Here is a 15,441-nt window from a genome sequence, read left to right as displayed (position 1 = left end):
TATATTGTGTAAGTGGCCGTAAAAGGAGGGAAAATGCAGGATTATCTTTTGGAGTCATTGAAACTTCAGCGCATTGATTTTTTCTTAAAGCTGGTAGCTGCAAGCGATTGCAGCGACGAAGAAAAGCGGCTGGCTATCCAGTGGGTTTCTGAGCTGACTGACGAGCTGATGGCAAAAATACGCAACCATGAATATAGCCGCACATTGGACGCTACCAGTTAGGGGGAATCTATGCGCATTGAAATAATGATCGATAAAGAGCAGAAGATAAGCCAGGCAACACTGGAAGCCCTTGAATCCGAGCTTTACCGAAATTTGCGCCCTCTCTATCCAAAAACGGCAATCCGCATACGTAAGGGAAGCGCTAACGGCCTAGAGCTGAGCGGCTTAAAGCTTGATGAAGACAAAAAAAGAGTGATGGAAATTATGCAGCAGGTTTGGGAAGACGATAGCTGGCTGCATTAGGGAACGTTGCTGGCGTCAGAACATGATTCTGGCGTCAGCAAGGTTGAACAACGAGAGATGCGAGGGGTTATTCAAACTCATTCTTCAAATTTGTCACTCAATCGCTTCGTCAGAATTTCTACTGATTCTTTCCTGCCTGAAAACAGATCATTAACTACGTATTCCATAATTTCAAACGCATCTTCAATGTCTTTGATTTTAACTTTGTCGTACGTATGGCTTCCGGCATTACCTAAAAATTTTATAGCCATGAGAGGGTCCTTAAACGATTCATATAAAGCCGGGAGTATTTCTAGGCGGGTATGTAGAACGATGCGTCTACCTTTATCGTTTTTCTCAGCAACGCCCATAGCCGTCAGCATTCGTTCAACTGAAATTCTAATGAGGTTCGCTGCTGCACCTGGTTGCATCAAAAAGATAGAAAAGGAAGCCTGGAGAGGTTCGGTGATTTCTTCTGGACACTTAGCAGGAAGTTCGAAAGGGTGTAATGATGGGAAAAAGCTCTTAGGATGATACCACTGGTAATATTCATCATCAGACCTACCGTCATCCCAACCTCGTCGTTCCCATCCACTATCGCCTACACAGGCTACAACCTCGCCGCACTGTCTTCTTGAGCAGCGGGCCATACAGCTAAAAATTGACACATGCATTTCTGGCTCAAACCAAACTTCGCTACTGTGTTTGTCAGTGTCGTGTGTGTCATTAACAACAAAACTTTCAGGGATGATTAGGAGGGTTTTCTGACCACATTCCGGGCAGGGCCATTCAACCTGCATGTCTTTGAAAAATGCTCCAGAGATTTTGTGAATAGCCATTCTTAGTGCTCCAGTTTCAATAGCGGGTAGGTTCTGTGCGTTAAATTATCTATTTTTGGTGAAATTAAAATATGCCATAACAGCCTGTTTAAAAAGATCAATACGAAAAGATGTATGCCATGCCATGCATTTTTTCCGAAATGGCCGCTACTGCATGGCTATGCCGCATGAATCCGCATGATCGTTTGAGGATCGTTTTAGCTGAAAACCACTAGTAGTGGCAGGCTTTTGCTTAGGTCATGCAGGCGCATGAAAAGCATCACGTAAAGCGGGCAGGCGTGGCGGGGCTACGAGCGCGCGTTTTAGGGTGTAGGGTTATAAGAAATTGCGTGTGAAGCATAAATGCGCAGGTTATACTGTGGATAGAAATCAACCATCAAAATTAACAATATAAGGAGGGGCGGAGATGACTGTAACTATCCATCAAAAACCTCTTAATGCTTTCCTTGGTCGTGTCAGAACCCTTGATGGGCGTCTGGCTGACGGCTTAGCGAAGCTTTTACCTGATTGGTGGGATGACTCGTTGAACCAATCTCCGAGTATCAGCCAGCAAGTAATTTTAGGATTGGCAAAATTCGCCAATCTTGATCTCAACACCGTCATAGATCCTTCTGTACCACTGGAATTTAATGATTCAGTACGTAGGTACAAACATGCAGCTAACAAACCTGTACAGGAGCTACAGGCTGCAACGGCTGTTGTAGATGGGATGGCAAAAATTGCGGCCTCTGTTGCAAAAAATGATTATCAAGGGCTTCCAACTGCTGGTGAAATTAGAGGTTCAATATTATCCAGCGGCAAGCCTTGGGTAGACTATCTTGCTCTTTTAGAGTTTTCTTGGTCGATGGGAATACCGGTACTGTACATGCCAGAAATCCCAGCCAAGAAAAAGATGGATGCTGTTGCTATCAAAGTATCTGATCGCCCAGTCATTGCGTTAACAAAAAGGCACAAGCACGCAAGTGCTCTTTTATTTAGTTTAGCGCATGAATTAGGTCATATTGCTTGCGGGCATCTTGATCGTAATTCACTGCTGATTGATGAGAAAATCAACGAAGATGATGTCGACAATCCACTTGAAAGAGAAGCTAACAGTTTCGCTATTGAGTTGTTGAATGGGCGACCTGATGCATCGTTTTATAGCCAATATAGGGTTACTGCTGACGTTTTAGCTGATGGAGCCATGCGCATTGCACGTCAAAATCAGGTAGACCCAGGCCATATAGCATTAAATTATGCTAAAACGATGACCAGTCGCACGGGGAAAAATTTTTATGCGGTATGTGCCAGTGCATTGAACTTACTCTATCCTGGTCCTGAATTGGCATGGCCTGATCAAGCTAAACGTACCTTTCTTGCATTTGTAGATGAAGAGAAGGTTTCCGAAGATAAGTTCGAAATGCTCTGCAGAATGAACAACATCGAGGTGTAGTGCCAGTGGCTGTATTACTTGATAATGATGTAGTACTGAAATTGGCCCAACTCGACCTGCTTTCTGAAGGTTGCAAATTACTTACTAGAAATTTTGGCCAACTATTTGTTTTAGATACGATCGTATATCAACTACGGGGAAAGGCTGCGATTCGGCGCTACGGTACCGAGGCAATAGAACGCGTAAATGATTGTCTTGGACAAGGCGTTTTTTCATTATTTGGAGAGATCATAACGGACCCAAGGCTGATCTCATTACAAAACGATTTTGATAACCTTGATGAAGGTGAAATGCGCTTGGTTCAAGGGTTGTTGAATCATCATGATTTGTTACTATCTGGTGATAAACGCTTTTTGAAAGCAATAGCAGAAACGGGTTTCATTGAAGAGGCTGCGTTACATAATCGCTTTGTCTGCTTAGAGCAGGTTATATGTTTTCTAATTAATGAGTTAACCCTAGAGCATGTCAATGAGAAAGCAACAATAGCTTTTCAGGGCGAATTCAGAGTTGACAGTGCGCTGCGTACTTGTATAGGTCATGGCCGAAGCCATGACCATGTGATTGAAGGATTTTTAAATCAACTAAGGGAATTGCCAGCGGTACTGCTATCCATAGAACAGCATTGGCAACTATCAAGACCCTGATGAAAATTTATGCGAAAAAGGCGCTTTTGGCGCCTTTTTGTTAATTATCGTTTTCATCGAGAGTATAGGATTCAAATCGAATTACATTATCTCCAAGCCAGCTGTTCAACTCCTGAAATTGTTTCTGTAATGGAATTAGTTCATTGCGAACGAAAACGCGCGCCGCTTTTTCCACATCGCCAAACCCGCCGGTATTCGTTGGAATAATCCCCATCAGCTGCGGCGGCACGCGGTGAGCTGCCAGCATGTCATCACGGCTCACATTCTTAATGTTAAGAAACTCATCTTTCGCTGCGACTTCTGACAGCGGGATGATCTGAATGCCGTCTTTCTTGCCGTTCGGGCTGTACATAAACAGGTTGCGGAAGTTGCCTGGCCCTTTCGATTTTTTCAGCGCTTCGCGTATGTTGTCCACGTCTTTCTGATCGGCGGCCGGGTCGCTCATGTACATGATAAAACCAGCATGGCTACCGTTTAGGTAATACTTACGGCGAAACAGCGTGGCCGATTCATTCAGCAGGGCGGAGGGAATGGCGGAGAGGTATTCCGGCATCCCGTAAAGCTCCTGGTTAACGTCGGGTTCCATCAGGTGAAACACGCTTCCCTCATCGAACTGATAGGGCTGTGAGTTGTAGCCATACTGTGCAAACCAGTAGGTGTCCGGGTCAATGCCACGACGGGTATATTTGGCAAGCGAGGCGCGCAGCTCCATGATCTGCCCTAGCCGGTTCATGCGTTTTTCAAGGTAGGCATTACCGAATACCAGAAAGTCCTGGGCGAACCGGGAAAAGGCTTGTTTAGACAGCCAGCGGTGAGGGATGAAGGTACTGGTAAGAATATTGCGTTTTACCTGAATTGCGCTGGAGTGATGCACGGCGGCGCGGTAAGTTCGCGCCAGGCCATCCATGCTGATCGGTGGTTCGTACCAGCGGTCCACCTGCACGCACTCCAGGTAATCAAATAACTCCCGGCGGTCCATCACGGGGATCGGATCGCCAAACGTAAACGCCTCCGCATGTGCATTACTGACCATGTTGGCCGTATCGGTGGCGGTCTGGCCGCGCGGTGCCTTGCTGCGGTTTTTGCGGTTAGCCATTAAAAAATCTCCACGATGTTGCTGGTACTGGCGGAAGCTCCTGCCAGTGGTTCGTTATAAAGTGCGTGCATGGTTGCCCAGGCTAAATCCGCGTGGCTGGCTTCCTCTGTGCGGGCTGCTTCGTAGGTTGGCCGGTTGCCGCTGGCGGTGGTTGAACGGCGAATGGACATAAAGGACTGCGCGATATCCAGCATCCCCGCGTCAAATTCCAGACGGCGCCCGCTGATGATGTCGTAGGCTTTAAGCACCAGGGCATTTTTAACGGTCGGGTTGTAGACAAACTCACGCGCAGCAGGGAAGAACTGCTTAACCGTTTTGTAAACGCCATCGCCAACGCCGGTCGAGTCAATGCCGATGTAGGTCACGTTGTAGCGTCTGGTGATTTCCTCAATCGCTAAGGCCTGTGCGCGAAAGTCCATCCCGCGCCACTGGTGACGCTCAAGGATGCGGAATTTACCGCCGGGGACGACGGGAGGCGCAATGACCACGCAACCGGCGCTGTCACCGTTCTGCGTTCCTTTTGCCGGGTCATAGCCGATCCAGACAGGGTGGTATGCAAACGGACGCAGTAAAAGCGGTTCGAAATCGTCCCACACATCCCAGCTGTCAACCATGCAGGACTGCAGCAACGCCAGCGGGAACACGGACGCCAGGTCGTCAACGAACTGACACATCAGCAGGTTGTTGTATTCGTCCGGGCTGTACTCCAGGCGCAGCTGGTCCAGGTCGAAAAGGTTACACCCGCCGTTTACGGCATCTTCAATTGTGACTATCTGGCGGTACTGGCCGTCAGGGCATAAAACGCCGTGCGCCAGGCTACTGTGAGAAATGTCAAATTCTACCCTGTCGGCTTTCGGGCGCCCTTTATTGAACAGGGCGCCAGACCAGAACGGGTAGGCGCTGTGCGTCAGGCTGGAAGGGGTAGAGAAATAGGTCTGACGCCATTTTTTGTGCAGCGCCATACCGGAGGCCACCTTGCGCAGCTCCTGGAATTTCGGTATCCAGAAATACTCATCAAGATACAGATTGCCGTGATAGCTCTGCGCGGTACGGGCATTTGTACCGAGGAAGTAAAGACACGCGCCGTTAGGCAGCACCATCGGATCGCCTTTCAGTTCAACGTCCACCTCTTTTGCAAAGTCGATGATGTACTGTTTAAAAACGTGCGCCTGAGCTTTACTCGCTGACAGAAAGATTTGATTTCGGCCCGTGGTCAGGGCGTCTATCAACGCTTCACGGGCGAAATAGTAGGTTGCACCGATCTGGCGTGACTTTAAGAGGTTGCGGATACGGTGTTTGATGCCAGCGTCCCACCAGTGGCGCTGGTACTCGAACATACCGGCGCGGAAAATCTCTTCCAGCTTTTCGATCTGTTCGTCGGTAAACAGGTTTTTTTCCGGCGGCTTGCGCGGACCTTTATTGCGGTTCGCCACGTTCGGATTCAGGTCTGCTTCATTCCCGCCATTGTTAAATTTGCCGATCCTGGCCTGTCGTTCGGACTGACGCGCCAGCAGGTCAATTTCTTTAAAATCCTTTCCTTCCTTCTGCTCCTTCATGACGAGCTGGCAGTAACGTGCGGCGGTGGTGAGCTGCATCTGATCCAGTGGGCCATATTCGCCCCACTTATCGCGTTTTTTCCAGCTGTGAACGGTTGCAACTTTCTCGCCCAGCATTTCAGCAATGCGGGCTACGCGGTATCCCTGAAAGTACATCAGCATTGCCTGACGACGGGGATCGAGGTCTGCGGGGGTCAGTGTTGTCATGGCACAAACATACGGCCTCAAATCAGCACTTTCCCCGGCTTCGCATTGTGTGGGAGTTCGCACAAGCCCAACGCGTTGTTTACACGCGCCCATCACCGCAAACATAAGGCTCTGAACGTGTTACGAACTAACTAACCGGAGCCGGACCGATGGCAAAAAAATCTAAGCGTTTTCGTATTGGGGTCGAAGGGGCCACTACTGACGGGCGCGTTATTGAGCGTGAATGGCTCACCCAGATGGCTGCGAGCTATAACCCGCAGGTATACACCGCGCTGATCAATATGGAACACATCAAGGGCTTCACCCCTGATGGGCCTTTCCGTCGTTTTGGCATGGTGGAAAAGCTGGAAGCGGAAGAAATCACCGAAGGGGCATTATCCGGGAAAATGGCGCTGTATGGCTGGATTGCCCCGACTGACGATCTGGTCACGATGACCAGCAACTGGCAGAAGCTTTTCACCTCAATGGAAGTTAACACCAGCTTTGCCGATACCGGCTCCGCTTATCTGGTTGGCCTGGCGATTACTGACGATCCGGCAAGCCTCGGCACTGAAATGCTGCAGTTCAGTGCCAGCGCAGAACATAACCCCCTGGCGCGCCGCAAGCTGGACAAAGACAACCTGTTTACCGCTGCTGTTGAAACGCTGATCGAGTTTGAGGACGTGCCGGAAAAAACCAGCCTGTTTACCCGCGTGAAAGAGCTGCTGTCCCGCAAAGGCGCCGATGATAACGCCCGCTTTGCTGATGTGAATCAGGCTGTTGAAACCATCGCGCGTGAGCATCAGACGCTGGCGGAGCAGGTCAGCACCCATCAAACCGATTTCAGCAACAAGCTGAGCGATATGCAGAAGGTTGTTGATGAGACAACCAACGCACTCTCCGCCCTGCGTGAGCAGCTTTCCACTCAGGACAGCCGCAGCGAACGCCGCCCTAATGCGACCGGCAATAACGGCGCAGAACAAACCACCGATTGCTGATGGAGCAAAAGCACAATGAAAAAAGAGACGCGTTTTAAATTCAACGGCTATCTGACGCAGCTCGCCACACTTAATGGCGTGCCTGTGAGCGGTATCACCTCAAAATATACGGCAGAGCCGTCCGTTGCGCAGACGCTGGAAACGAAAATCCAGGAGTCTTCCTCGTTCCTTCAGAAAATCAACATTATCCCGGTTGATGAGCAGTCCGGCGAGCGTTTGGGGCTGGGGATTGGCGCCAGTATCGCCGGTAATACTGATACCACCCAGAAAGACCGTGAACCCGTTGATCCGACTTACATCGACGGTGAAGGGTACAAGTGTACCCAGACTAACTCTGATACTGCGCTGCCTTATGCAAAACTGGATTTGTGGGCTAAATTCCAGGACTTCCAGACGCGCATCCGTGACGCCATCATTATTCGCCAGGCACTTGACCGCATCATGATCGGCTTCAACGGTGTGAAACGTGAAAAAACGTCAGACCGCAAGACCTATCCGCTGCTGCAGGATGTGAATATCGGCTGGCTGGAGAAAATCCGCCAGGAGAAACCCGTTCAGGTTCTGGACAAAATCGTGTCCGAGGGCGAGGTGGTTTCTCAGACTATCCGTGTCGGTAAAGGCGGCGATTTCCTGAATCTGGACGCGCTGGTTATGGGCGCCGTGAATGAGAAAATCGCGCCGTGGTATCAGGAAGATACGGAGCTTGTGGTTATCGTCGGGCGCCAGTTGCTGGCGGATAAATATTTCCCGATCGTCAACCGCGACCAGCCAAACAGCGAAGCGATGGCGGCCGATCTCATCATCAGCCAGAAGCGTATCGGCAACCTCCCGGCCGTTCGCGCGCCGTTCTTCCCGGCTAATGCCATGCTGATCACCCGTCTGGATAACCTGTCTATTTACTGGCAAGCCGGTACCCGTCGTCGTTCAGTTATCGACAATCCGAAGCGTGACCGCGTGGAGAACTACGAATCCGTTAACGAGGCGTATGTTGTCGAAGATTACGATGGCGTTTGTCTGGTTGAGAACATCGAGATGTTACCAGCGCAGGCAGACGGCAATCCGGGCGCGGCGCTGACGGCTGAAAATATTCAGACCATCGTTGCTGCAGCAGTGCAGGGCGCGCTTGATGCTCAGAATACGGGCGGCACTGGCGCCGGAGCGTGATAAATGAATCCGTTCCGTGCTCACACTCAGTATGTACAGGCACAGGATGCCGCCCGGCAGGGCGGCAGTAAAGCCAGTATGACGGGTTATAACCAGATGCTGTTACAGCTGACAGAACACCGCAGGCGCCTTAAAACCGTCCAGTCAAATGAGCGCAAGGCTCAGCTCAAACGTGAGTTTCTTCCCGCTTATGCCTCATGGATTGCCGGTTTGCTGGATGCTGACGCGTCAGGCCAGGACGACGTGGCGATGTACGTCATGATCTGGCGCATTGATGCCGGAGACTATACCGGCGCGCTGGACATTGCCCGTCATGCCATTAAACACGGATGGGTCCTGCCGCAGCGCTTCAACCGGACCTGCGGGACCGCTGTTGCCGAAGAGTTTGCCGACGCGGCAATGCGCGCTTTTTCTGCCGGTGAATCATTCAATGCCGCCATTCTTACCCAGGTGCTCGATATCGTTGAAGGTCAGGATATGCCGGATCAGTCCCGTGCCCGACTTCATAAGGCGATGGGCTACGCGCTGCGGGATAACGATCAGGCAGTGGCAGCACTTAACCATCTGAAGCGTGCCCTGCAGCTGGATAACAGTTCTGGCGTCAAAACCGAAATCAACAAGCTTGAAAGCCGATTGCGACAGGCAATGTCGGCTTAACGAATCGTGCCAACGCGCGGGGCGGCACGGGGTGGCGACAGGCTTTATGCCGCGTCAAAACCCCGTCCACCGCCCAACTATTTGGGAGTGCCAGAAATATGCAATTCGTTTCGCCGGAACAGGCCGGGGAAAGTACCCAGGACGTTATTAAAAACACCAGTTTCTGGCCTGATGTCAGGGTTTCAGAGTTCCGCCGTGATATGCGCATGGATGGGAGTGTCACCGATCCGCGCCTGCGTCTGGCGTTGCTGACAGCGATTGCTGAAGTTAACGCCGATCTTTATGAGTTCCGCGAGAAACAACGGGCGCAGGGGTATGCGAGCCTGGCCGACGTCCCTGCAGATGTGATCGACGGCGAAAGCCAGCGGCTCATGCTGTATCGCCGTGCGGTGTTTTGCTGGGCAAAAGCAAACCTGGTTGAGCGCTATCGCGATTTTGACGCAACCGGCGACGGAAGCAAGAAAGCTGAAGATATCGAAACAACCTTAGGCGAGCTGTGGCGCGATGTGCGCTGGGCGGAGTCCCGCCTGCGCGATATGCCGCATATGACGGTGGAGCTGATTTGATGAAAGTGCGTGCGCATCAGTATGACACGGTGGACGCACTCTGCTGGCGCCATTACGGGCGCACGCAGGGAGTCACTGAACAGGTGCTGCAGGCGAATCCGGGGCTGGCTGAATATGGCCCCTTTTTACCGCACGGGCTGCAGGTGGAGCTGCCGGACATTACGGCGTCAACCACTGCGCAGACTGTCCAGTTATGGGACTGAACTATGACGCTTGAACGAATCAGCGCCTTTATCACTTACTGCGTTGCCCTGCTTCTGGCATGGCTCGGTGATTTGTCTCTTAAAGATGTATCGACCATCACCGGTCTTGCGCTGGGGATTATTACTGCAGCGGTGACCTGTTATTTACGCTGGAAAGCCTACCAGCTGCTGCGGGACGGCAGAATATCCAGGGGGGAATATGAGTCCTTCAATCGTTAAGCGTTGCCTGGTCGGCGCGGTGCTGGCGATTGCCGCCACGCTGCCGGGTTTTCAGTCGCTTCATACCTCCGTCGAGGGGCTGAAACTGATTGCTGATTTCGAAGGGTGTCGCCTCCAGCCATACCAGTGCAGCGCCGGGGTCTGGACTGACGGGATCGGCAATACGTCCGGGGTAGTGCCGGGCAAAACCATAACGGAGCGACAGGCCGCGCAGGGGCTGATTAATAACGTGTTGCTGACGGAAAAAAGGATTGAAGCCTGCCTGCAGGTTAAGCCACCTCAGCATGTTTACGATGCCCTGATCAGTATCGGTTTCAATGTCGGAACGGGGGCAATCTGCCGGTCAACAATGGTTTCTTACATCAATCGCCAGCAATGGTGGCAGGCGTGCAACCAGCTCCCCCGCTGGGTTTATGTAAATGGTCAACGGAATAAAGGGCTGGAAAACCGGCGCGCCCGTGAGCTTGCCTGGTGCCTTAAAGGGGCAGGGGCATGACGCGCGCGCTGGCGGTGATCCTGGCTCTGGTGCTGACACTGCTGGGCTGGAAGTCATGGCGGCTTAACAATGCCGTTAGCACCATCGGGACGCAGGCAGAGGCGCTTAAAAAGAACAAGCAGGAGCTGGCGAAGAAAAACAGCCAGCTCATCAGCCTGTCCATTCTTACTGAAACCAACAGCCGGGCGCAGATGCAACTTTATGCTGCAGCGGAGGAGAATTCCGCGCTGTTGCGGAGTCGCCAGCGCCGGATCGAGGAGCTAAAACGTGAAAACGAGGATTTACGCCGCTGGGCTGACACTCCTTTGCCTGCTGACATTATCCGGCTGCGGGAGCGCCCGGCCATCGCAGGAGGTGCAGCTTACCGTGAGTGGTTGTCCAAAAGTGACGCAATGCCGCCTGGACAGGTCAGCGCCGCGCAGTAATGGGGATTTGAACCAGGTGCTGGATGAGACTGAGGCCGCCTGGGCAGCATGTGCCGACAAAGTGGACACGATCATAGCGTGTCAGGAGCGAGACAGTGAACAAGCCGCAGTCCTTACGCAACGCCCTGAATAAATCGGTGGCGTATGTCCGTGACAACCCGGACAAAATGCACCTTTTTGTTGATAACGGTTCGCTGGTCGCAACCGGCGCCCGTTCAATGTCATGGGAATATCGCTACACCCTGAATGTGGTGATTGAAGACTTTAGCGGCAACCAGAATTTAGTGATGGCGCCCGTATTGCTCTGGTTAATGACCAATCAACCGGACGCCATCAACAACCCGGAACTGCGCGAAAAACTTTTTACCTTTGACGTCGATATCCTGAGCAACGATCTGTGTGATCTCAGCCTCAATCTGCAGCTCACGGAGCGCGTGATTGTCAGCACAGACGGCACCGTATCGAGCGTTGAAGCGGTGCCGGAACCCGACGTACCCGAAGAAATGTGGACGGTGAAACGTGGATGACCTGCAGAGGGTAGATGACTGGATGGCGGCCCTGCTGGCGAATCTGGAACCGGCAGCCCGCAACCGTATGATGCGACAACTGGCGCAGGAGCTGCGCCGGTCGCAACAGCAAAATATCAGGCTGCAGCGCAATCCAGACGGCACCACCTTTGAGCCGCGCCGGGTGACGGCCAGAAGTAAAAAGGGGCGCATCAAGCGCCAGATGTTCGCCAAATTGCGCACCACTAAATACCTGAAAACCGCAGCCACTGCGGACTCTGCCAGCGTGCAGTTTGATGGGAAAGTCCAGCGCATCGCCCGTGTTCACCATTATGGTCTGCGTGATCGAGTCAGACGCAACGGCCCGGAGGCCCGGTACCCGGCACGCCGTCTTTTGGGCGTGAATGATGAGGTGGAAACCATCACCCATGACACGCTTTTGCGCTGGCTGTCGGAGTGAAATTTGTGTCACGGACGGCACAAAACCCAACGCTGCATCCCTTTTCCCTCTGATGGCAACCTTTCGTTATGAACGCACAACTAACCGAAATCATGCGCCTTATCACCAACCTGATCCGCACCGGCACCGTAACCGAAGTGGACCGGGAAAACTGGCTATGCCGGGTGAAAGTGGGCGAGCTTGAAACCAACTGGATTAACTGGCTGACACTGCGCGCAGGTGGTGCCCGTACATGGTGGTGCCCGTCGCCGGATGAGCAGGTGGTGGTGCTGAGTATGGGCGGCAATCTGGAAACCGCTTTTGCCTTACCTGCGATCTATTCCAACCAGTTCGCGCCGCCGTCGGACTCCGTGGACGGATGCGTAACGGAATACCCGGACGGTGGCTGGTTTGAATATGAACCTGCGACCGGCCGCTGGCATGTGCGGGGCATCAAATCCATGGTGATCGAGGCTGCAGATAACATAACCCTGAAAACGGGGGAATTTGTGGTGGAAGCAAGCAACACGCGCATAAACAGCGAGGTGGTGATCAATGGTGGCGTCACCCAGGGCGGCGGCGCCATGAGTTCTAACGGGATCGTAGTCGATAAACACGGTCATACCGGCGTTAAGTCCGGCGGCGATACATCAGGAGGCCCGGTATGACGCTTTATATCGGCATGAGTCAGGGCAACGGCAGGACCATTACCGACACGGACCACCTGCGCCAGTCGGTCCGGGATATTCTGCTGACCCCGCAGGGGAGCCGCATTGCCCGCCGGGAATATGGCTCGCTTCTGTCTGAACTGATAGACCAGCCGCAGAACCCGGCGCTGCGCCTGCAGGTAATGTCTGCGGTCTATGTAGCTCTGAGTCGTTGGGAGCCGCGGCTTACCCTGGATTCCATCACCATAGACAGCAGTTTTGATGGTTCGATGGTGGTTGAGCTTACCGGGCAGCGTGATAACGGCGCGCCGGTTTCACTTTCGGTATCAACAGGAGCAGACAATGGCAGTAATTGACCTTTCCCAGCTGCCCGCCCCGCAGATAGTGGATGTGCCGGATTTTGAAACGCTGCTAAACGAACGGAAAGCCGCGTTTATGGCCCTTTATCCGGCAGACGAGCAGGACGCGGTAAGGCGCACGCTTGAGCTGGAGTCTGAACCCGTGACCAAGCTCCTGCAGGAAAATGCGTATCGTGAAATCCTCCTGCGCCAGCGCATTAACGAGGCGGCGCAGGCGGTCATGGTGGCTTATGCCATTGGCGGCGATCTCGATCAGATGGCGGCCAACTACAACGTGAAGCGGCTGACGGTTACACCTGCGGATAACGACGCGGTGCCGCCGGTCGCAGCGGTAATGGAAAGTGATGAGGCGCTGCGCCTGCGTGTTCCTGCTGCATTTGAGGGGCTGTCCGTGGCGGGGCCGACGGCGGCCTATGAGTTTCACGCTAAAAGCGCTGACGGGCGAGTGGCTGACGCCAGCGCAACCAGCCCGGCACCGGCGGAGGTGGTGCTTACCGTGCTGAGCCGTGAGGGCGACGGAACGGCAGCGGCGGATCTGCTGGGAGTGGTTGAACAGGCGCTTAACAGTGAGAACGTGCGGCCGGTTGCTGACCGTCTGACGGTGCGCAGCGCTGAAATTATTCCGTACAGCGTGGATGCAACGATCTTTCTTTACCCGGGGCCAGAAGCTGAGCCGGTGATGGAGGCGGCAAAGGCCAGCCTGCAGAAATATATCGCCAGCCAGACGAGGCTGGGGCGCGATATTCGCCGCAGTGCTATTTATGCCGCGCTGCATGTTGAAGGTGTGCAACGTGTTGAGCTGGCCTCGCCGCTCGCTGATGTGGTGCTGGATAAGACACAAGCCGCTTCATGTACGGAATGGAGCGTAACCAACGGGGGAACGGATGAATAGTCTGCTTCCTCCTGGTTCATCGCCGCTTGAGCGCCGCCTGGCGCAGACCTGCAGCGGAATTTCCGATCTGCAGGTGCCGCTGCGCGATTTATGGAACCCGGCAACATGCCCGGTCAAGTTTCTGCCGTATCTGGCGTGGGCCTTTTCGGTTGATCGCTGGGACGAAGGATGGGCGGAGAGCGTGAAGCGCCGCGTGGTGCAGGATGCGTTCTATATCCATCAGCACAAGGGCACAACCAGCGCTGTGCGGCGTGTGGTGGAGCCGTTCGGCTTTCTGATCCGCATCATTGAATGGTGGCAGACTGGCGAGGCGCCGGGCACGTTTCGCCTGGATATTGGGGTGCAGGACCAGGGCATAACAGAAGAAACCTATCTGGAGCTGGAGCGCCTGATTGGTGACGCCAAACCCTGCAGCCGGCATCTGATCGGCATGTCCATAAACCTGCAGACGAGCGGACCATATTTCGTTGGGGCTGCCACTTACACCGGCGAAGAAATCACGATTTACCCGTATATCAACGAAACCATCATTTCCGGTGGCACTGCCTACGAGGGCGGCGCCGTCCATGTTATCGACACAATGAGAGTGAACCCATGAGCGCAAAATTTTATACCCTGCTGACGGATATTGGCGCGGCGAAACTGGCAAGCGCTGCCGCGCTCGGTGTGCCGCTGAAAATTACCCAGATGGCGGTGGGGGATGGCGGCGGCGTGCTTCCAACTCCCAGCGCACAACAGACTAAGCTGGTTTCCGAAAAGCGGCGCGCTGACCTGAACATGCTTTACATCGATCCGCAGAACAGCAGCCAGATTATTGCTGAGCAGGTGATTCCTGAAACTGAGGGCGGTTGGTGGATTCGTGAGGTTGGGCTGTTTGACGAAACGGGCGCGCTGATCGCCGTGGGAAACTGCCCGGAGAGCTACAAACCGCAGCTGGCAGAAGGGAGCGGCCGCACGCAGACAGTGCGCATGGTACTGATTACCAGCAGCACCGATAACATTACGCTGAAAATTGACCCGTCCGTAGTGCTGGCTACCCGCAAATATGTGGATGACAAGGTGCTGGAACTGAAGGTGTATGTAGATGAGCTGATGGCGGCGCATCTTGCTGCAGCTGATCCGCATACGCAATATGCGCCAAAAGCCAGCCCGACGTTTACCGGCACCCCAAAAGCCCCGACTGCAGCTGCAGGTAACAATACCACTCAGCTTGCCACAACTGCGTTTGTTCAGGCGGCTCTGATCGCCCTGGTGAATGGAGCCCCGGCTACACTGGACACGCTGAAAGAAATTGCTGCGGCTATCAACAACGATCCTAATTTCAGCACCACCATTAATAACGCGCTTGCACTCAAAGCCCCACTGGCAAGCCCGGCCCTGACCGGAACGCCGACAGCCCCCACGGCTGCGCAGACTGTCAACAATACGCAAATAGCCACTACTGCTTTCGTAAAATCAGCTCTGGCTGCGCTTGTTGGCTCATCACCTGCGGCGCTTGATACCCTGAACGAGCTGGCGGCGGCGTTAGGAAACGATCCTAACTTTGCAACCACCATGACAAATGCGCTGGCAGGCAAGCAGCCGCTGGATAGCACGCTGACAACTTTGTCTGGAAAAACCGCAGATGGGATTATCGAATACCTTCGTTTGGG

Annotated in this window: 23 protein-coding genes; 20 read left to right on the top strand and 3 right to left on the bottom strand. The window is 53.4% G+C overall.

Annotated features, from left to right (window positions below; all coding sequences use genetic code 11):
• Nucleotides 1-33 precede the first annotated feature (33 nt).
• Nucleotides 34-222, top strand: coding sequence for a hypothetical protein (locus K5E19_RS20370; RefSeq protein WP_085017565.1), 189 nt, complete (start codon nucleotides 34-36; stop codon nucleotides 220-222).
• Nucleotides 223-231: 9 nt separating this feature from the next.
• Nucleotides 232-465, top strand: a complete 234-nt coding sequence (locus tag K5E19_RS20365; protein WP_127851004.1) for a DinI family protein — start codon at nucleotides 232-234, stop codon at nucleotides 463-465.
• A 77-nt stretch (nucleotides 466-542) separates the two neighbouring features.
• Here K5E19_RS20365 and K5E19_RS20360 read toward each other — a convergent pair whose 3' ends face one another.
• A complete protein-coding gene (locus tag K5E19_RS20360; protein ID WP_221552797.1) occupies nucleotides 543-1,283 on the bottom strand; it encodes a DUF4145 domain-containing protein in 741 nt (246 codons plus the stop codon).
• A 406-nt stretch (nucleotides 1,284-1,689) separates the two neighbouring features.
• Here K5E19_RS20360 and K5E19_RS20355 point away from each other — a divergent pair, with 406 nt between their 5' ends.
• Both K5E19_RS20355 and K5E19_RS20350 read left to right on the top strand, forming a co-directional pair.
• Nucleotides 1,690-2,715, top strand: a complete 1,026-nt coding sequence (locus tag K5E19_RS20355) for an ImmA/IrrE family metallo-endopeptidase (protein WP_063929291.1) — start codon at nucleotides 1,690-1,692, stop codon at nucleotides 2,713-2,715.
• Nucleotides 2,716-2,720: 5 nt separating this feature from the next.
• The gene (locus tag K5E19_RS20350) at nucleotides 2,721-3,359 is read left to right on the top strand and encodes a hypothetical protein (protein WP_048210636.1); all 639 of its coding nucleotides are present in this window, start codon (nucleotides 2,721-2,723) and stop codon (nucleotides 3,357-3,359) included.
• Between the two features lie 40 nt (nucleotides 3,360-3,399).
• On the opposite strand, the gene K5E19_RS20345 is transcribed toward K5E19_RS20350, so the two are convergent.
• Nucleotides 3,400-4,455 carry a phage portal protein gene (locus K5E19_RS20345; RefSeq protein ID WP_063929289.1) on the bottom strand — a complete coding sequence of 352 codons (1,056 nt, stop codon included), beginning with the start codon at nucleotides 4,453-4,455 and terminating at the stop codon, nucleotides 3,400-3,402.
• Nucleotides 4,455-6,218, bottom strand: coding sequence for a terminase ATPase subunit family protein (locus tag K5E19_RS20340; RefSeq protein WP_048987499.1), 1,764 nt, complete (start codon nucleotides 6,216-6,218; stop codon nucleotides 4,455-4,457). Before K5E19_RS20340 ends, K5E19_RS20345 begins: the two co-directional genes overlap by 1 nt.
• A 149-nt stretch (nucleotides 6,219-6,367) precedes the next feature.
• Between K5E19_RS20340 and K5E19_RS20335 the strand changes: the two genes are divergently transcribed.
• The 16 genes from K5E19_RS20335 to K5E19_RS20265 all read left to right on the top strand — a co-directional run.
• The gene (locus tag K5E19_RS20335; protein ID WP_063929287.1) at nucleotides 6,368-7,195 is read left to right on the top strand and encodes a GPO family capsid scaffolding protein; all 828 of its coding nucleotides are present in this window, start codon (nucleotides 6,368-6,370) and stop codon (nucleotides 7,193-7,195) included.
• 15 nt (nucleotides 7,196-7,210) lie between these two features.
• Nucleotides 7,211-8,359, top strand: a complete 1,149-nt coding sequence (locus tag K5E19_RS20330; RefSeq protein WP_032678728.1) for a phage major capsid protein, P2 family — start codon at nucleotides 7,211-7,213, stop codon at nucleotides 8,357-8,359.
• Nucleotides 8,360-8,362: 3 nt separating this feature from the next.
• A complete protein-coding gene (gene gpM / locus K5E19_RS20325) occupies nucleotides 8,363-9,016 on the top strand; it encodes a phage terminase small subunit (protein WP_032665783.1) in 654 nt (217 codons plus the stop codon).
• 98 nt (nucleotides 9,017-9,114) lie between these two features.
• Nucleotides 9,115-9,582, top strand: coding sequence for a head completion/stabilization protein (locus K5E19_RS20320; protein WP_014884903.1), 468 nt, complete (start codon nucleotides 9,115-9,117; stop codon nucleotides 9,580-9,582).
• Nucleotides 9,582-9,785, top strand: a complete 204-nt coding sequence (locus tag K5E19_RS20315) for a tail protein X (RefSeq protein ID WP_000868184.1) — start codon at nucleotides 9,582-9,584, stop codon at nucleotides 9,783-9,785. Before K5E19_RS20320 ends, K5E19_RS20315 begins: the two co-directional genes overlap by 1 nt.
• Nucleotides 9,786-9,788: 3 nt before the next feature.
• On the top strand, nucleotides 9,789-10,004 hold the full coding sequence (locus K5E19_RS20310) for a hypothetical protein (RefSeq protein WP_014884902.1): 216 nt from the start codon (nucleotides 9,789-9,791) through the stop codon (nucleotides 10,002-10,004).
• Nucleotides 9,985-10,500 carry a lysozyme gene (locus K5E19_RS20305; protein ID WP_014884901.1) on the top strand — a complete coding sequence of 172 codons (516 nt, stop codon included), beginning with the start codon at nucleotides 9,985-9,987 and terminating at the stop codon, nucleotides 10,498-10,500. The genes K5E19_RS20310 and K5E19_RS20305 overlap by 20 nt, the downstream gene beginning before the upstream one ends.
• A complete protein-coding gene (gene lysB / locus K5E19_RS24265; RefSeq protein ID WP_252058840.1) occupies nucleotides 10,497-10,925 on the top strand; it encodes an Rz-like lysis system protein LysB in 429 nt (142 codons plus the stop codon). The genes K5E19_RS20305 and lysB overlap by 4 nt, the downstream gene beginning before the upstream one ends.
• Nucleotides 10,810-11,058 carry an Rz1-like lysis system protein LysC gene (gene lysC / locus K5E19_RS20300; RefSeq protein WP_236248931.1) on the top strand — a complete coding sequence of 83 codons (249 nt, stop codon included), beginning with the start codon at nucleotides 10,810-10,812 and terminating at the stop codon, nucleotides 11,056-11,058. Before lysB ends, lysC begins: the two co-directional genes overlap by 116 nt.
• Nucleotides 11,021-11,452, top strand: a complete 432-nt coding sequence (locus tag K5E19_RS20295; protein ID WP_221552795.1) for a phage tail protein — start codon at nucleotides 11,021-11,023, stop codon at nucleotides 11,450-11,452. The genes lysC and K5E19_RS20295 overlap by 38 nt, the downstream gene beginning before the upstream one ends.
• Nucleotides 11,445-11,891, top strand: coding sequence for a phage virion morphogenesis protein (locus K5E19_RS20290; protein WP_221552793.1), 447 nt, complete (start codon nucleotides 11,445-11,447; stop codon nucleotides 11,889-11,891). The genes K5E19_RS20295 and K5E19_RS20290 overlap by 8 nt, the downstream gene beginning before the upstream one ends.
• 68 nt (nucleotides 11,892-11,959) lie before the next feature.
• Nucleotides 11,960-12,538 carry a phage baseplate assembly protein V gene (locus K5E19_RS20285; RefSeq protein WP_014884896.1) on the top strand — a complete coding sequence of 193 codons (579 nt, stop codon included), beginning with the start codon at nucleotides 11,960-11,962 and terminating at the stop codon, nucleotides 12,536-12,538.
• Nucleotides 12,535-12,894 carry a GPW/gp25 family protein gene (locus K5E19_RS20280; RefSeq protein WP_221552792.1) on the top strand — a complete coding sequence of 120 codons (360 nt, stop codon included), beginning with the start codon at nucleotides 12,535-12,537 and terminating at the stop codon, nucleotides 12,892-12,894. Before K5E19_RS20285 ends, K5E19_RS20280 begins: the two co-directional genes overlap by 4 nt.
• Entirely contained in the window at nucleotides 12,881-13,789 is a 909-nt protein-coding gene (locus K5E19_RS20275) for a baseplate assembly protein (protein ID WP_032678721.1), read from the top strand. Before K5E19_RS20280 ends, K5E19_RS20275 begins: the two co-directional genes overlap by 14 nt.
• On the top strand, nucleotides 13,782-14,387 hold the full coding sequence (locus K5E19_RS20270) for a phage tail protein I (RefSeq protein WP_014884893.1): 606 nt from the start codon (nucleotides 13,782-13,784) through the stop codon (nucleotides 14,385-14,387). The genes K5E19_RS20275 and K5E19_RS20270 overlap by 8 nt, the downstream gene beginning before the upstream one ends.
• Nucleotides 14,384-15,441: phage tail protein (locus K5E19_RS20265; protein WP_032679723.1), on the top strand; the 1,058-nt coding region annotated here is incomplete at its 3' end. The genes K5E19_RS20270 and K5E19_RS20265, both read left to right, overlap by 4 nt.

This window comes from Enterobacter sp. RIT637, assembly GCF_019718755.1.
Lineage (GTDB): Bacteria > Pseudomonadota > Gammaproteobacteria > Enterobacterales > Enterobacteriaceae > Enterobacter.
This window is presented reverse-complemented; position numbering and strand designations above follow the sequence as displayed.

What these genes read in the sequence shown, in the direction of transcription:
- K5E19_RS20370 (WP_085017565.1), top strand. Translation starts at nt 34, where the DNA reads ATGCAGGATTATCTTTTGGAGTCATTGAAACTTCAGCGCATTGATTTT.
- K5E19_RS20365 (WP_127851004.1), top strand. Translation starts at nt 232, where the DNA reads ATGCGCATTGAAATAATGATCGATAAAGAGCAGAAGATAAGCCAGGCA.
- K5E19_RS20360 (WP_221552797.1), bottom strand. Translation starts at nt 1,283, where the DNA reads ATGGCTATTCACAAAATCTCTGGAGCATTTTTCAAAGACATGCAGGTT.
- K5E19_RS20355 (WP_063929291.1), top strand. Translation starts at nt 1,690, where the DNA reads ATGACTGTAACTATCCATCAAAAACCTCTTAATGCTTTCCTTGGTCGT.
- K5E19_RS20345 (WP_063929289.1), bottom strand. Translation starts at nt 4,455, where the DNA reads ATGGCTAACCGCAAAAACCGCAGCAAGGCACCGCGCGGCCAGACCGCC.
- K5E19_RS20340 (WP_048987499.1), bottom strand. Translation starts at nt 6,218, where the DNA reads ATGACAACACTGACCCCCGCAGACCTCGATCCCCGTCGTCAGGCAATG.
- K5E19_RS20335 (WP_063929287.1), top strand. Translation starts at nt 6,368, where the DNA reads ATGGCAAAAAAATCTAAGCGTTTTCGTATTGGGGTCGAAGGGGCCACT.
- K5E19_RS20330 (WP_032678728.1), top strand. Translation starts at nt 7,211, where the DNA reads ATGAAAAAAGAGACGCGTTTTAAATTCAACGGCTATCTGACGCAGCTC.
- gpM (WP_032665783.1), top strand. Translation starts at nt 8,363, where the DNA reads ATGAATCCGTTCCGTGCTCACACTCAGTATGTACAGGCACAGGATGCC.
- K5E19_RS20320 (WP_014884903.1), top strand. Translation starts at nt 9,115, where the DNA reads ATGCAATTCGTTTCGCCGGAACAGGCCGGGGAAAGTACCCAGGACGTT.
- K5E19_RS20315 (WP_000868184.1), top strand. Translation starts at nt 9,582, where the DNA reads ATGAAAGTGCGTGCGCATCAGTATGACACGGTGGACGCACTCTGCTGG.
- K5E19_RS20310 (WP_014884902.1), top strand. Translation starts at nt 9,789, where the DNA reads ATGACGCTTGAACGAATCAGCGCCTTTATCACTTACTGCGTTGCCCTG.
- K5E19_RS20305 (WP_014884901.1), top strand. Translation starts at nt 9,985, where the DNA reads ATGAGTCCTTCAATCGTTAAGCGTTGCCTGGTCGGCGCGGTGCTGGCG.
- lysB (WP_252058840.1), top strand. Translation starts at nt 10,497, where the DNA reads ATGACGCGCGCGCTGGCGGTGATCCTGGCTCTGGTGCTGACACTGCTG.
- K5E19_RS20285 (WP_014884896.1), top strand. Translation starts at nt 11,960, where the DNA reads ATGAACGCACAACTAACCGAAATCATGCGCCTTATCACCAACCTGATC.
- K5E19_RS20280 (WP_221552792.1), top strand. Translation starts at nt 12,535, where the DNA reads ATGACGCTTTATATCGGCATGAGTCAGGGCAACGGCAGGACCATTACC.
- K5E19_RS20275 (WP_032678721.1), top strand. Translation starts at nt 12,881, where the DNA reads ATGGCAGTAATTGACCTTTCCCAGCTGCCCGCCCCGCAGATAGTGGAT.
- K5E19_RS20270 (WP_014884893.1), top strand. Translation starts at nt 13,782, where the DNA reads ATGAATAGTCTGCTTCCTCCTGGTTCATCGCCGCTTGAGCGCCGCCTG.